Source organism: Longilinea arvoryzae (assembly GCF_001050235.1).
In the GTDB taxonomy this organism is placed as follows: Bacteria; Chloroflexota; Anaerolineae; order Anaerolineales; family Anaerolineaceae; genus Longilinea; species Longilinea arvoryzae.
Map to the genome: position 1 here is coordinate 2797371 of NZ_DF967972.1, position 14081 is coordinate 2811451.

Consider the following 14081-nt stretch of genomic DNA (forward strand, 5'->3'; position numbering starts at 1 on the left):
TTGGACCAGCTTCTGGAGCGTTGGCGCCAGGATCGTAAAATGAACGAGAACATCGTCCATTGGACGGTTACGCCGCCCCATGCGGCGGGTCTTTTCCCGATGCCGGCCGGGCTGGCGCCGGCGCTGCGTGACGCGCTCGAAAAATTGGGTTATCGAGGCCTGTACAGCCATCAAATTCAGGCGTACCAACACCTGCGGCTGGGGCAAAATGCCGTGGTTTCCACGAGCACGGCCAGTGGGAAAACCCTGTGCTATAACCTGCCGGTCTTCGATGCCCTGTTTCGAGACCCGTCTGCGCGGGCAATCTATATCTTTCCGACCAAGGCTCTGGCGCACGACCAGGAAGAGACTCTGACCCAACTGGACGAGCAGATTGGCAGAGTGATCCCGGTGGGCGCGTACGACGGCGACACCCCCACGGCGCATCGCGCTTTTATCCGGTCGAACGCCCACATTCTGCTCACCAACCCGGATATGCTGCATACCGGAATTTTGCCCCAACATACCTCCTGGGCGGAATTCTTTCGCAACCTGCGCTTTGTGGTTCTGGACGAGCTGCATATCTACCGCGGCGTGTTCGGCTCGCATGTGGCGAATGTCATCCGCAGATTGAAGCGAGTAGCCGCCCATTACGGCGCTCATCCGCAATTCATTCTGACCTCGGCCACCATTTCCAATCCACAAGAACTGGCAGAACGTCTGGTCGAAGAAAAATGCGCGCTGGTGGATGAAGATAGTTCGCCGAACGGGCAGAAGAACTTCATCCTTTACAATCCGCCCATCATCGATCCGGATCTGGGCATTCGGAGTTCCGCTTCGTCCGAAGGCGTGCGGCTGGCCGGGGATCTGTTGGCCTATCGCGTGCAGACCATCCTGTTCGCGCGCGCGAGACGGTCGGTGGAAATGATCCTACGCGCCCTGCACGACCGGTATCCCAAAGAGAGCGGCCAGATTCACGGCTATCGCAGCGGTTACCTGGCCAGCGAAAGGCGTGCCATCGAACGCGGGCTGCGCTCGGGAAACGTTCGCGCCGTGGTCGCCACCAGCGCGCTTGAATTGGGCATCGATATTGGCGGCATGGACGCTTCCATCGTGATCGGCTACCCGGGCACGGTCGCTTCCTTGCGCCAGCAAATCGGGCGCGCCGGACGCCGGCGCGGGACGTCGGTGGGTGTTCTGGTCGCTTCGGCCGCGCCAATCGACCAGTATCTGATGCAGCATCCCGAATTCGCCATCGAACGTTCTCCCGAAAACGCGCTGATCAATCCGGATAATCCCTTGATCCTCCTGCAGCACATCCGCTGCGCCGCATTCGAATTGCCCTTCAAGCCCGGTGAAAAACTGGGCAGCATCGCCTGGGATACTCTGAAGGAATTCCTGGATATTCTGGAACAGGCCGGTGTCCTGCACTCGGCCGCCAGCCGGTATTACTGGGTGGCCGATCAATATCCCGCGCAGGACGTTTCGCTGCGCAACGCCACCGCGCAAAATGTGATCCTGCGCGTCGAAGGAGAAGAGGAATCGCACGTCATTGGAACCATCGACCAGCTCAGCGCCACCTGGATGGTGCATCCGGGCGCGATCTACCTGCACGAGGGGCAGAGTTACCGGGTCAAATCTCTGGATCTGGAAAATTCCGAAGCCAGACTGGCGCCGAGTGGAGAAGAATATTTCACAGAACCCAAAAACCAGACTGAGGTCGAGAAGATTTCGATCATCGAATCCGCCCCCACCCTGAACGGTGAAAAGACATGGGGCGAGATTCGCGTCACGACCCAGGTGGTTGGGTTTCGAAAAATCCACTGGATCACGCGCGAGACCCTGGGACAGGAAACGCTCGATCTACCCCCAAACCAGCTTCGGACGACCGGTTACTGGTTTACATTGCAGGATGAAGCCATTGAATATTTGCGTCAAAATCAGCTTTGGACCAACGATGTCAATGACTACGGACCCAACTGGAACGCGCTGCGTCAGATCGTTCGCCAGCGGGATCACTTCACCTGCCAGATGTGCGGCGCAGTTGAGACTGACCGCGCGCACCATGTTCACCATAAAATCCCGCTGCGCTCTTTTGCATCCCTGGAACAGGCCAACGCCCTTGATAATTTGATCACACTCTGCCCTAGCTGCCACCGCAAAGCCGAACTGGTGGTCAAGATTCGCAGCGGCCTGTCAGGCGTCCGTTACGTTCTCAATCAACTGGCGCCGCTTTTTGTCATGTGTGATACCGAGGATCTGGGAGCGGTTTCGGATATTCAATCGCCGCTGGCCGACGGCCGGCCGGCAGTCCTGCTCTACGACCAGGTTCCGGCTGGAATCGGTTTGAGTGAAGCGTTGTATCATATGCATGACAGACTGCTCAATGAAGCCATGGGTCTGGTAAGCCGCTGCCCATGCCAGGATGGCTGTCCTTCCTGCGTCGGGCCGGGCGGCGAGAACGGCGCCGGTGGAAAGCAGGAGGCACTGGCGCTGCTGCAGGTGCTGACCCGTGGCGAACAACTGGTGGTGACCTGATGGAATCCCTGAGTGATCGTTTGAAATCCCTGGGTGTGCAAATTGGGACTCAGAACTTGAAGCAGCGCCCCGAGCAGAACCGCTTTCCGATCGAGGACGTTGTGGCTGGGGATGACGTACAGACACCCCTGGGGAACATCTTCCAGATTACACAAGATTACGATATTCATTACCAACACGGCCTCGTCCATTTCGACGAGCCATTGAACCTGTATTTCCTGCGCGAATGGGGCAAGGCTGCTCCAGAAAAATCCGGCCAGATCGATCAATTGGTCTTTCTGGACACCGAGACCACCGGCCTGGCCGGCGGCGCTGGCACATTTGCTTTTCTGGTCGGCCTGGGCATCTGGAATCCGGATGGTTTTCGGCTGGTGCAGTTGTTCATGCGCAACCCGGCCGAAGAACCTGCCATGCTGGCCATTCTCAGCCAGATCGTCGAGCCTTTCAAGACCGTGGTAACTTTCAATGGCAAATCCTTCGACATCCCCCTGCTCAATGCGCGCCACCTGATCAATTCAATCCAGACCCCTTTCACGGATATGGCGCATCTGGACCTGCTGCCACTGGCCAGAAGGCTGTGGCGCAACCGGCTGCCTTCCCGGGCGCTGGGAGACCTGGAACGAGATATCCTGGGCGTGGAAAGAAGTGGCGAGGAAATCCCGGGGTGGATGGTGCCGCAGATGTACCTGGATTACCTTCACAGCGGCGATGCCCGCCCCATGAAAGGCGTGCTGTACCACAATGCCATGGATATCCTCTCCCTGGCTGCGTTACTGCATTACGACGCCCACCTTTTGGAAAACCCGCTGGATATCCAGCCCAACGAAGGGTTGGATCTGGTGGCCATTGCCCAGATTTATGAGGAAATGGGCGATCTGGACAAATCGCTGGAACTCTACGAAGCGGGATTGAATGCCGGTTTGCCGCAGCCCATCTATATCCAGACGCTTCACCGCTACGCCTCCATCTACCGAAAACAAGGCGCCTGGACTCAGGCAACCGCCCTCTGGCAGCGCGCCACAGAATATCAGGATATTCCGGCCGCCATCGAACTGGCCAAATATTTCGAGCATCACGAACGGGATCCGAAGGAAGCCTTGCGCTGGGCCGATCTACCTTTAGGATGGCTGCCCATCCTGCCGCTGCGCCCGTCCGAACGGCGTTATTGGAAGTCCGAACTGGAGCATCGCCGGGATCGACTGCTACGGAAGGTCCAAAATGAAGGGACAGCCGATGTCGAAGGATGATTCCCGGCGTTGGAATGCCCGATATCGGGACCAATTCTACGACGTGGAACCTCTTCCGCGTCCTATTCTGGAATCCGCTCTTCCGTACCTAAAGCCCGATGGCCTGGCATTGGATCTGGCCATGGGATTGGGGGTCAATGCCCGTTGGTTGGTCGAGCGCGGTTTCCGCGTGCTGGGCGTGGACGTTTCGAGCGAAGCCATCATCTATGCCAAAAAGCGCTGCCCGCAATTGATGGCCGTCCTGGCCGATCTCGACGATCTTTTCTTACCATCCAGGTCTTTTTCCACAATACTGAATTTTTACTTTTTAAAACGCGATCTCATACTGGATTTTACGCGAATGATCCAACCCGGTGGAATTGCGATCGTCGAGACGCTGACGATCGATATGCTGACACTTAATCCGGAGGTGCCGGCTGAATTCTTGCTACAGAAGGGCGAATTACCCGGCTTATTCAAAAATTGGAAAATCTTGCTGTATCAGGAAGGCTGGCGGCCGGCCAATCATGGCGGGCAAAAATCCGTAGCCAGCCTGATCGCGCAATTCCCCAACTGAGGGTGGAACGCCCGGTGCTACAATAAGAATATTCTTGCGTGTGCATGGGATGATCAACCTTGAAATCAACGTATGAACTGGCCTATACCGCAAGCGGAAGTTTCCTGGCTGAATCGATCACAGCTTTGCTGAAATCCTTTGGCATCGAAGCCTACGTCAACCTGGAGTCATCCGGGATTTTCAGCGCCCTGGGCGAAGCCAGAATTTATGTGCCGGCTGAGCAACTCAAAGACGCCCGCCAGATTCTCATTCAAATGGAACAGGGACGCCTGCAATTAACGCCCTGGGATCTGAACGACACCCCCGTGAACGAAGAGCCTGAAGATGGCGATTCGGACAGCGATTAGAAACATCTAGGAGGTAACGATGAAACCTGATTATGTACTCGCCTACACGACAACCGGACATATCCTGGCTGAATCGATCGTTTCGTTATTGAAATCCTTTGGCATCGACGCGTTCACCAGTCAGGAAAGCGCTGGAATAACCTATGGCCTGACAGTCGGCCCCCTGGGAGAAGCCAAGATTTATGTCCAGGAGACCCAGCTCGAGGACGCGAAGCGAATTCTGGAACAAATGGAGGCCGGCGAATTGCAGGTTCCTTCACCTGAGAACAACCCGCCGGATGAAGGGCCGTTGGAGGGCGATTCGGAAAGTAGAGAGTCCGAATAACTAGATTTCTTCCAGGGCTGCATCCAGATTTTTCTGGAATGCAATTTGCAGTGTCTGCGTGATTTTTCCAACCTGGCCGGTTCCTACCGGCCGGTTGTTGATTTTGGTAACCGGTAGAATCGCACGGCTGGCGCTGGTGATAAAGGCTTCGGAGAGCTGTCCCAGTTCATCGGTCGTAATACCCCTCAACTCAACCGGAAATCCGGCTTCTTCCGCCACTTCGATGACCAGCTTGCGCGTAATACCCGGAAGGACGCCTTCGCCGGCGGTGTAGATGACCCGGTTACGGATTCCAAAGAAATTCGAGCTCAGGCCTTCCAGAATCTGACCCTGATCGGATACCATCAGTGTTTCGTTAATGGCAGCCATGCCTTCTTCCCGACGAACTTGATCTGCACGCGAAATAAAACTGGTCACCTTGGCCTGTGGATTTTCGCGGTGCATCTTTCGGGTGATCACCGCGACCCCGCAGCGATATTCTTGAAGCGCGGGGATATGCAGTTCTTCCAATATGAGATAAATATTCCCGATGTCTTTCGTCAAGTCGATCGAGATTCGCACCCGGGTTTCTTCTGCTGAGAACTGCGCCAGCGCCTTGCGTAATTCAAGCCGGATACGGTCTGTATCCAATTGAAGCGCGTGCCCGGTCAATTGGGCGGAATGGATCAAGCGCTCGAAGTGTTCGGTCAGGTACAAGACATATTTCTTTTGGTAGGTGCGAAAGGTTGTATATACGCCGTCGGGTAATAGGCTGGAAGTCTCGTTTAGAGATTTCACTGCTCCGGCGAACAAGACCGGTTGGGCTTTCCTGCCAGGATCTACTGGGATCTTGATTGTGAGGATGGTCGGCATGAGAATGGATCGTTTCTATTCGTTTTGTTTTTTCTTGATTCGTTCATAATCTTCAGGCGAATCGATATCTTCCAGGATGGAATTCGAATCGACCGGGACGTAGTCGATTTTATCGTTAAAAGAGGCTAGAAATTCCCGTAAATTACCGTTATCTGAATACGTGAGGATCGACGGGAATAAGTCCTGGCGGATCAGGATGGGATGACCGCGGCGCATCCGAAAACTGGGAATGATAATTTCCGATCGTTTTTCATTGAAACGTTGGATGATCTGTTCCACGATTTTCTGTTGCACCTGAGGCTGATCTCCCAAAAGGATCATGACCGCATCACACCGGTTGATGATTTTGTGGATTCCCAGCTTCAACGAATAAAGCATCTCGAAATTCTCAAACTCGGGATTGTAAACCTCCGTGACCTTTTCGGCATATCCTGAAAGCCGCTCGCATATTCGCTCCCGATATGCGCCCGTCACAACCAGAATTGGATCCAGACCGGCTACCAGCGCGAGGTGCAATACAGAATCGAATACCGTTGTTTCTCTCCAGGGTAGGAACAATTTCGGTGTTCCCATCCGGGTTGAACGTCCGGCGGCCAGGACGATTCCGCCAATTGTACTCTTCATTCCAATTTACGCAGACGATCAAAATCTTCGAATGTATCGACATCCAGCAAAATATTTCCATCACTCCAGGGCACGGTTTCGATCGGATATTTGGAAAACAGGCTTCGCCCGCCGGTGTCCCCTTCCAGCGCAAGCAGATCGGCGAACGTGCATCGATCGAAAAGGATCGGATTGGCGCATTTGTCGCCCACCCGGGGAGCAATCACCGGCGCGTGCATCCGAGCATGTCGTTCGACCAAATTATGTACGAGTTGCGCCGGAATCTGGGGCTGGTCGCACAACAGGAACACTGCCCCACCGATATTTTGTGGCAAGGATTGAATTCCCAACCGGATGGAAGTGCTCTGACCGGATTGCCGAATCGGGTTATTTAGAAGAATGATATTGGGGTATTGATTTTGGTTGATTGATTGGCTATACGCATTATTTGTAACCACGACGACCGGTTTCAGGCCTGCATCGAACCCACATTGAATTACATTCTCCAGAAAATTCTTCCCGTGAAAAAGCAATTCCGACTTTGGGGTGCCTAATCTCGTCGATCCGCCGGCAGCCAGAATGACCGCCGCAATCGGTTCCCTCGCGGCCAGAATTTCCTCCTCTATTTTATTCTTGAGACCACCCGTCATGACGACATCGTAACTACCCAGCAAAGGTTCCGACATCCGGCTCGCTGCGGCCATCAAACTTGGGTCATTGGCCTGGTTCAGCAGGACAACGCGGCGAGTATTTTGGGGAATCCCTTTAAGTCCACCGCTTGGGTGCAATAGCACCTTGACGAGTGCCTCCTCCCCCACCGGTTCGTTTGGGGGAAGTCCCGAAAGCTCAGAAAAGATTTCGGGACGATGGATATACGCATTATTGCATGGTTTTCCCAGCCCCGTCAGCCCCGCCACCACGACGACCGTCTCGGCCCAGGCCGGGATAACCGGCTCGGTCTCGCCCGGCGCCTTCAACGGTAAACCTTTCGATCCGTCCGCCTCGATCAACAGACTCCAACCCTTTTCTTTTGCGAGGGCATGCAGGTGATCCAGTTCATCGGCCGCCAGACCGTTCACCCGCTCATTCTTGATTTCCCGGCCGGTGACAATCGTCACGCCATGCTCTACCGCCCCTGATTCGGCAAACGCGTCCAGGCCTTGAACCCAACGATCACCTTCCTGGGTTTGCCAAACTCCGATGTGGGTGGTTGTGGTTACAATGACCGGCGGCGGCAGTTCGCGCGCCAACCGGAACATGGCAGACGTTTTTCCACCCGCGCCCACAATTGCCACGCAAGCAGGCCGATCCAGGCGTAATGCTCTGCGCAGGTTCATCCCATCACCCCGCATATAAGGCGGCTCCGTTTTTCCAAAACCACCTGCTCTTTCTTTTAATCAGGATGACCGAGATAACCATCCCTGTCAACGGGCGGTCGATTCGAGTGCAGAGAACACTCTTTCAGGCGTCAACGGGAACTGGTCGAACCATACACCGGTTGCGCTGTGGACTGCGTCAATTAGCGCTGGAACAAGCGGCAGGTAAGGCATCTCACCCATGCCTCGCGCGCCATATGGACCGATGGGATCCGGATACTCCAGCACCACCGAGTCAACCTCACCCGGGACATCCAAAACCGTCGGGATCAAATAGGTCGAAAGGGTTCGCGTGATCGGCAAGCCATCCTGCTGGATGAAGTTCTCAAGTACGGCATACCCGGCAGCCTGTACGATGGCGCCGTCGATTTGCCCCTGTACCAGTTGTGGATTGACAGCCTTACCCACGTCGTCGGCGCAGACCACCTTATCTATCTTGATCTGGCCGGTTTCCAAATCCACAGACACCTCGACCGCTTCGGCGACATAACCATATGCAAAGTTCGGCTCGCTCTTCCCGGTTTCCGGATCGTAAGGAGTCGTCTTTGGTGGGCGGTATTGATAGGTGGCGACGGCCGGTCTTTCCTCGTTTCCCCATTTTTCTAGGGCCAATTTCGCCGCGCCGCGGATGGAATTTCCGGCCATAAAGGTCATGCGCGAGGCGGACGCACTCCCGGAATTGGGTGTGTAGGCGGTATCCGATGCGACCAGATGGACTTTCTCGAGGGGCAAATCCAGCGCTTCAGCGGCCATTTGAAGAAAGATCGTGTGCGAACCCTGCCCCACCTCCGCGCCCGAATGGTAAACGATGGCCTCATCGATCGTGTCACTTCCGCGGAGTTCGATGGTGGCCCAACAATTCTCGGGTGCCCCAAAAGAAAACCCCACATTCTTGTAGGAACAGGCAAAACCCAATCCGCGGCGGGCCGAGGAACTGGAGTCACCCGCCAGTTCAGGCTTTTTCCACCCCTTCCCGGTTTGAACCCAGCCAGCCTGGAGGGCACAGGCATTGACGACCCTGTCGATCGATACACCCGGCGGCAGCGGCGTTCCCACTGAAAGCAGCGAACCCTCGCGCAGCAGGTTCTTCATCCGGATTTCGACGGGATCCAATCCCAGCGCTTCGGCCAGCTTGTTCATTTGTGATTCGGCCGCGAACGAGCCCTGCGGGCCGCCGAAACCTCGAAAAGCACCGTTGGGAATGTTGTTGGTGTAAACCGCATACGAATCGACGTTTACATTGGGAATTTCATACGGGCCCGTGCACATTAATGTGGCGTTGCCCAGGACTTTGGTCGATGTATACATGTAGGCGCCGCCGTCTGCGATGATCTCGACATCCGCAGCCGTGACTTTGCCTTCCTTTGTTGCGCCCCAACGGGTCTTGATGAAGTAGGGATGCCGTTTATGATGACCGAACATGGATTCCTCACGGCTCCAGATGATCTTCACCGGCCGGCGAATACCTCTTTCCGACAGGCGCAAGATGGCCAATGCCAGAATGATCTGAACGGACATGTCTTCGCGGCCGCCAAATGCGCCTCCGATCGCCGGATAGATCACGCGAACCCGATCGACCGGAATGGCCAGCGCGTGAGCGATTTGCTCCTGGTCTTCATGAGTCCATTGGCCACCGACCACGACCGTGATCCGGCCCTCCTCATCCACATAGCTGATCCCCGCTTCAGGTTGCAAATAGGCGTGCTCCTGTGCGGGTGTCTGGTAATACCCTTCGATGACCACGTCCGCGTTCTTGAAACCCTCTTCCAGGTTACCTTTCCGGATTCGGTAATGGCAAAAAACATTCGAATCTCGGTCCGGGAAGAGCAACAGCGCGTCCGTTTTCATCGCCAGGCGTGGATCCGTGAGGACAGGTAAATCCTCATACTCCACATCGATCAAACGCAGCGCTTCGGACGCAATTTCTTCACTGTCCGCAACAACCAGCGCCACCTGATCGCCATAGAAACGGACGTGATCGGCGTAGGATTTAGTCGAACCGGGCCCGCATAAAACGGGTTGGTCGGGAGCGATCAAACCATATTCGTTATTGGGAACGTCTTTCGCCGTAAAGACGGCCAGGACGCCGGGAAGACTCTCGGCCTTGCGGGTGTCGATTCGATGAATAATGGCATGCGGCCGGAATGCAAACAGGACTTTCATGAAAGCCATGTCAGGCATTTGAAAGTCACCCGGATAAAGCGCTTCGCCCTTCACTTTGGCGACTGCATCGATACGCATGACGGACTTGCCAACGGTTAAAGTCATGCTGCCTCCAGCAGAGAACGCCCGACTGCGGAAATTAACGGCTCTTCTTCGGTCCTTTGTAGGATACAGGTGGAACATCCAATGGGCCGTAACGCGAAGGACCAAACGCGCTGGTCAGGATGAAAGTGATCAATTGAAAAATCACGTTCACGACCAGGAAAATAACCACGCCGACAATAATCTTCACGTAGAGAAGCGAATCGCTTCCACCGTGATAGAGCAAATCCCGGGGAATTTGGACCCAACCGTGCTGTGAATTTGCATTTACAAGAACGAGCGAACCAAATATGGCGATGATCGGGGTCAAAAGGAACAATGCAAATCCAACCCCACGCCAGATCGGATGGACCTGCCTGTTCCGATCTCTTAAGGATTCCTCAGTCATCCGGCTTGAGTATTTTCCCATGGCAATCCCTATCCTTCCATCCGAGCAGCTTTTTCAATGGCTTCGACGATCTTATAGTACCCCGTACAGCGGCAAAGATTACCGGTAATTGCCTGGCGAATCTCATCTTTGGATGGATTCTTGCGTTCTTCGAGTAATTTCGCGGCCGACATGACGAAACCGGGCGTACAGTAACCGCATTGAACGGCGCCAGCCTCGACAAACGCCTGCTGCACCGGGTGCAACCGTCCGTTATCGCTCAAACCTTCGACGGTTACAATCTCGGCTCCATTTGCGCGCGGCGCGGGGACCATACAAGCCATTACGGCCACTCCGTCCAAATAGACGGTGCATGCGCCGCATTCGCCTTCTGCGCAGCCCTCTTTGGTGCCGATGAGGCCGGCGTCTTCGCGCAACAGGCGCAGCAGGGTCTTCCCCTGACCGTTCTCGAACTGGTAATTCTGTCCGTTGATGCGCGTCCGGATTGGCGTTTTGGGATCGATTTCCGTCATCGTGTTCACGTGACCGTGAGGATACTCGTCCTGACCCCACAGCAGAACCGGAGTCTCAGGGATGCCTTCGGTTTCATTGCCGTCCGCGATCGCCTGCAAGGCCCGCCGTGCCATAACGCGAACCATGTTACGGCGATAAGCGTTCGAACTACGTACATCCGAAATCGGCCGCGAGGCCTGCATTGTCAGATCCGCCGCCTGGCGGATCACCTCTGTGGTCAGGGCCTTACCGACCAGGAAGTTTTCCGCATCGACCGCGTGGATGATGGTCGGCGCAACCGCGCCCAGGGTAATGGCAGCTTTTTCGACTCGATCCTCGACGATCGTCAAAATCACAGTGATGTTCAACAGGGATATGGCCTGCGCCCGCCGAAGCGCGAATTTGATGAAGGTTCCATGTTGCTGCTTCGTCATCACCGGGAAACAGATATCCACCAGCATCTCATCGGCAGCCATCACCGTCTTGCGAACGCCGGTATAGAAATCCTTCAAAAATACTTCCCGTGTTCCGGCGGTAGATGCCAGTTTCACCTTTGCGCCCAGCGCCACCAGAGGTGAAATCGTATCATTGGCCGGTGAAGCGGTTATGAGGTTGCCCGCCACTGTGCCCCGATTGCGAATTTGCGGTGAGCCTACCTGCCAGGCAGCTTGAACCAACGGGAAGGCATATTCGCGCAAGAGTTTGGATGCCGCGCAGTGATTGTGGGTAACATTGGGTCCGATGTGTAACCAACCATCCTCGTCCAGCCGGATCGAATCCAGACCCGGTATGCGGGATGTATCGATCAAAACCTCGATTCCTTTACGAACACCGCGTTCCATTTCCAGAATCAAATCGGTTGCGCCGGCGACGATGCGAGCTTTTTCCTGGTTCGCAGCCAGCAGATCCAGCGTTTCGGTAACGGACGTGGCGTTGAAGTATTGTTCCCACATATTCTTATTTTACTCCTTCATGCTTTTCCCGCTGGCTTTGCGGCGACACATGAGAATTTCTGCCAGAATACTGACTGCGATTTCTTCGGGCGTCTCGGCTTGCAGTTCCAGCCCAATCGGGGAATGAATTTTTGATAGAATCTCTTCAGAAATTCCGGCTTCCAGTAATCCCTTTCGGGTAGTGACCCAACGGCGCTTCGACCCGATAATGCCTAGGTAGCCTGGATTGCATTTCCGAAGTAAATCCGGCAGGCCGGCCACATCGACGCCCGATCCTCGCGTCGTCAACACCAGGTAAGTACTCCGGTCGATTTCGATCTGGTCCGCCAGGTCTCCCATGGGCGCATTTACGAGCACATCCGCATCGGGATTCGCGTCGGTTGAGGCGAATTCCGGGCGATCGTCGCACACCACCACCCGAAAATCCAGCCATTGTGCCAGGTGAGCCACGGCTTTTCCGACATGCCCGCCACCAATGACCACCAGCGTCGATTTCGGCAGAATAGGCTCGACATAAATTTCCATGGTTCCACCGCATACACCCGGATCGCCCCGTTTCGGATCGATCATCGAAAAAGACAGTTTTCGCGATTGACCATCCTCGAGCGACTGGAGCGCCTCATGGATGATCCGGCCTTCGATTTCACCGCCGCCAACCGTCCCGACGAATGTCCCATCCGGGAAGACCACCATCCTGCTTCCCTCGTGACGCGGCGTCGAACCCTGGCTATCGATGACAGTACACAGGGCGCCTGCCCGATTATTTTCTTCGAGATCCGCCAGCACCTGCCAGATGTTCTTGATCATCTTTCCAACAGACCCAGGACCACGGGAAGTAATTGCTTCTTGCGAGATACAACGCCTTCAGCCAGACGCGTTCCGTCCGTTTGAGGCGGATAAGGTAGATCCTCCAGGAGGGGCGGTTGGTTTGCCACCAACAGACGGCTGGTGCCTCGGACGACGTCGGTCACCATGAGCATGGCAAAATCCAGGCCCTTTTGCTCGCGCAGCGCTTCCAAAGCCTTTGTCAACGCTTCGAGGTGTTCGCTGATCTCGAATAGATTGCTCACTTCAGCCTGGGCAACCGCGAATTGGAAACCACCACTGCGATAGATCTTCATATCGCTCGAGACGATCTCACTTGGAGCTCTGGCTCCCAAACCGGCTCCGGCAGCCAATACCTTTTCGCCATACGAGCGAATGGTCTCATTCGCCAGGACGCTTCCACCGACGAAAGCCCAGCGTGCAAGCCTGTCCGCAGCCAGACGGTCCCGTTCGGTTGTGGTCGGTGAAGCCAGAATGAGCGTATCGGAGAGCAAGCCGGCCAACATCAAGCCTGCCAGCAGCGGAGGCGCGGATAAACCGGCGTCCTCGATTCGCTCTGAGACCAATGTGCTGGTGCTGCCGACGATATCGACGCTGAACCGAATGGGGGTTCGCGTGGATGGATTCCCCAGACGATGGTGATCCAGAATTTCAAGCAATTCGGCTTCATCCAGCGAACCGACCGCCTGGGACACTTCATTATGGTCTACCAGGACGATCTTCAGCCGCGGCGGATTCAGGAGGTCGCGCTGGCGGCATACACCCACATAATGACCTTCATCATCCGTTACGATAAACTCATCGCCTTCCTCGCGTAAAATCCGGGTGATCACATCCCGGATGCGGGTGCTTGCCTGGAATTTCGCCACCTTCGTATCCGCCGCCAGATTGCACGGATATTCGAGAATTTCGCTGATCCGGGCTTCCTGTTGCTTGGGATGCGGCCCGACCAGATGGAAGAGAAATTCGAACAAACTCCGGCCGTTTACCAGACCAAAAGGCGTGCCGTCCAGATTGACGAGCGGCGCGATGCCACCGGTCCGTGAAGCCACCGACCATGCATCCCTGAGCGGTTTTTCCGGCAAAGTCGTGTCGAAGCGGCGCATGACGGATTCAAAACGCGGCGATGCATCATTCAGCAAAATCGGCGCTTCCATTCCCAGGTACTTCAAAACCCAGGATGTCTGGGCATTGGTTGCGCCGGCCCGGGCCGCGATGGTATCCAATCCGTCGCGTTCGCGTAAAAGCCAGGCGTAACTTGCCGCCGCAGCGATCGAATCCGTATCGGGATTTACATGGCCAATGACATAAATGGGTGTCTGCATTCAGGTTCTT

Annotated in this window: 13 protein-coding genes; 5 read left to right on the top strand and 8 right to left on the bottom strand. The window is 55.5% G+C overall.

The features are described 5' to 3' along the window. The first annotated feature begins 39 nt into the window (after positions 1 to 39). Genes LARV_RS12375 through LARV_RS12395 form a run of 5 tightly spaced genes read left to right on the top strand, consistent with a single transcriptional unit; the run spans position 40 to position 4992 of the window. Entirely contained in the window at positions 40 to 2517 is a 2478-nt protein-coding gene (locus tag LARV_RS12375) for a DEAD/DEAH box helicase (RefSeq protein WP_172797861.1), read from the top strand. Next, complete coding sequence (locus tag LARV_RS12380) at positions 2517 to 3764, top strand: ribonuclease H-like domain-containing protein (RefSeq protein WP_075073929.1); 1248 nt, start codon at positions 2517 to 2519, stop codon at positions 3762 to 3764. The genes LARV_RS12375 and LARV_RS12380 overlap by 1 nt, the downstream gene beginning before the upstream one ends. After that, the gene (locus LARV_RS12385) at positions 3751 to 4320 is read left to right on the top strand and encodes a class I SAM-dependent methyltransferase (protein ID WP_075073930.1); all 570 of its coding nucleotides are present in this window, start codon (positions 3751 to 3753) and stop codon (positions 4318 to 4320) included. The genes LARV_RS12380 and LARV_RS12385 overlap by 14 nt, the downstream gene beginning before the upstream one ends. A 59-nt stretch (positions 4321 to 4379) precedes the next feature. After that, positions 4380 to 4667 carry a putative signal transducing protein gene (locus LARV_RS12390; RefSeq protein ID WP_075073931.1) on the top strand — a complete coding sequence of 96 codons (288 nt, stop codon included), beginning with the start codon at positions 4380 to 4382 and terminating at the stop codon, positions 4665 to 4667. Positions 4668 to 4686: 19 nt separating this feature from the next. Then, positions 4687 to 4992 (top strand): putative signal transducing protein, encoded by a 306-nt coding sequence (locus LARV_RS12395; protein WP_075073932.1) that lies wholly within the window; start codon positions 4687 to 4689, stop codon positions 4990 to 4992. Here LARV_RS12395 and LARV_RS12400 read toward each other — a convergent pair whose 3' ends face one another. The 8 genes from LARV_RS12400 to LARV_RS12445 all read right to left on the bottom strand — a co-directional run bounded on the left by LARV_RS12400 (position 4993) and on the right by LARV_RS12445 (position 14071). Further along, positions 4993 to 5769, bottom strand: a complete 777-nt coding sequence (locus LARV_RS12400) for an aminotransferase class IV (protein WP_236709967.1) — start codon at positions 5767 to 5769, stop codon at positions 4993 to 4995. A 90-nt stretch (positions 5770 to 5859) separates the two neighbouring features. Beyond that, positions 5860 to 6468: a nucleotidyltransferase family protein gene (locus LARV_RS12405; RefSeq protein ID WP_075073934.1), complete on the bottom strand. Its 609-nt coding sequence runs from the start codon at positions 6466 to 6468 to the stop codon at positions 5860 to 5862. After that, positions 6465 to 7784 (bottom strand): selenium cofactor biosynthesis protein YqeC, encoded by a 1320-nt coding sequence (yqeC, locus tag LARV_RS12410; RefSeq protein WP_075073935.1) that lies wholly within the window; start codon positions 7782 to 7784, stop codon positions 6465 to 6467. The genes LARV_RS12405 and yqeC overlap by 4 nt, the downstream gene beginning before the upstream one ends. An 87-nt stretch (positions 7785 to 7871) precedes the next feature. Continuing rightward, positions 7872 to 10091 (bottom strand): xanthine dehydrogenase family protein molybdopterin-binding subunit, encoded by a 2220-nt coding sequence (locus LARV_RS12415; protein ID WP_075073936.1) that lies wholly within the window; start codon positions 10089 to 10091, stop codon positions 7872 to 7874. Positions 10092 to 10125: 34 nt separating this feature from the next. Next, positions 10126 to 10407, bottom strand: a complete 282-nt coding sequence (locus LARV_RS12420) for a hypothetical protein (RefSeq protein WP_075073937.1) — start codon at positions 10405 to 10407, stop codon at positions 10126 to 10128. A 98-nt stretch (positions 10408 to 10505) separates the two neighbouring features. Continuing rightward, entirely contained in the window at positions 10506 to 11921 is a 1416-nt protein-coding gene (locus tag LARV_RS19895) for an FAD binding domain-containing protein (RefSeq protein ID WP_083522538.1), read from the bottom strand. Positions 11922 to 11930: 9 nt separating this feature from the next. Further along, positions 11931 to 12728: an XdhC family protein gene (locus tag LARV_RS12440; protein WP_075073938.1), complete on the bottom strand. Its 798-nt coding sequence runs from the start codon at positions 12726 to 12728 to the stop codon at positions 11931 to 11933. Continuing rightward, positions 12725 to 14071, bottom strand: coding sequence for a DHHA2 domain-containing protein (locus LARV_RS12445; RefSeq protein ID WP_075073939.1), 1347 nt, complete (start codon positions 14069 to 14071; stop codon positions 12725 to 12727). The genes LARV_RS12440 and LARV_RS12445 overlap by 4 nt, the downstream gene beginning before the upstream one ends. Positions 14072 to 14081 lie beyond the last annotated feature (10 nt).

Coding starts and splice junctions, on each gene's coding strand:
- LARV_RS12375 (WP_172797861.1), top strand. CDS start 40: ATGAACGAGAACATCGTCCATTGGACGGTTACGCCGCCCCATGCGGCG.
- LARV_RS12380 (WP_075073929.1), top strand. CDS start 2,517: ATGGAATCCCTGAGTGATCGTTTGAAATCCCTGGGTGTGCAAATTGGG.
- LARV_RS12385 (WP_075073930.1), top strand. CDS start 3,751: ATGTCGAAGGATGATTCCCGGCGTTGGAATGCCCGATATCGGGACCAA.
- LARV_RS12395 (WP_075073932.1), top strand. CDS start 4,687: ATGAAACCTGATTATGTACTCGCCTACACGACAACCGGACATATCCTG.
- LARV_RS12405 (WP_075073934.1), bottom strand. CDS start 6,468: ATGAAGAGTACAATTGGCGGAATCGTCCTGGCCGCCGGACGTTCAACC.
- yqeC (WP_075073935.1), bottom strand. CDS start 7,784: ATGAACCTGCGCAGAGCATTACGCCTGGATCGGCCTGCTTGCGTGGCA.
- LARV_RS12415 (WP_075073936.1), bottom strand. CDS start 10,091: ATGACTTTAACCGTTGGCAAGTCCGTCATGCGTATCGATGCAGTCGCC.
- LARV_RS19895 (WP_083522538.1), bottom strand. CDS start 11,921: ATGTGGGAACAATACTTCAACGCCACGTCCGTTACCGAAACGCTGGAT.
- LARV_RS12440 (WP_075073938.1), bottom strand. CDS start 12,728: ATGATCAAGAACATCTGGCAGGTGCTGGCGGATCTCGAAGAAAATAAT.
- LARV_RS12445 (WP_075073939.1), bottom strand. CDS start 14,071: ATGCAGACACCCATTTATGTCATTGGCCATGTAAATCCCGATACGGAT.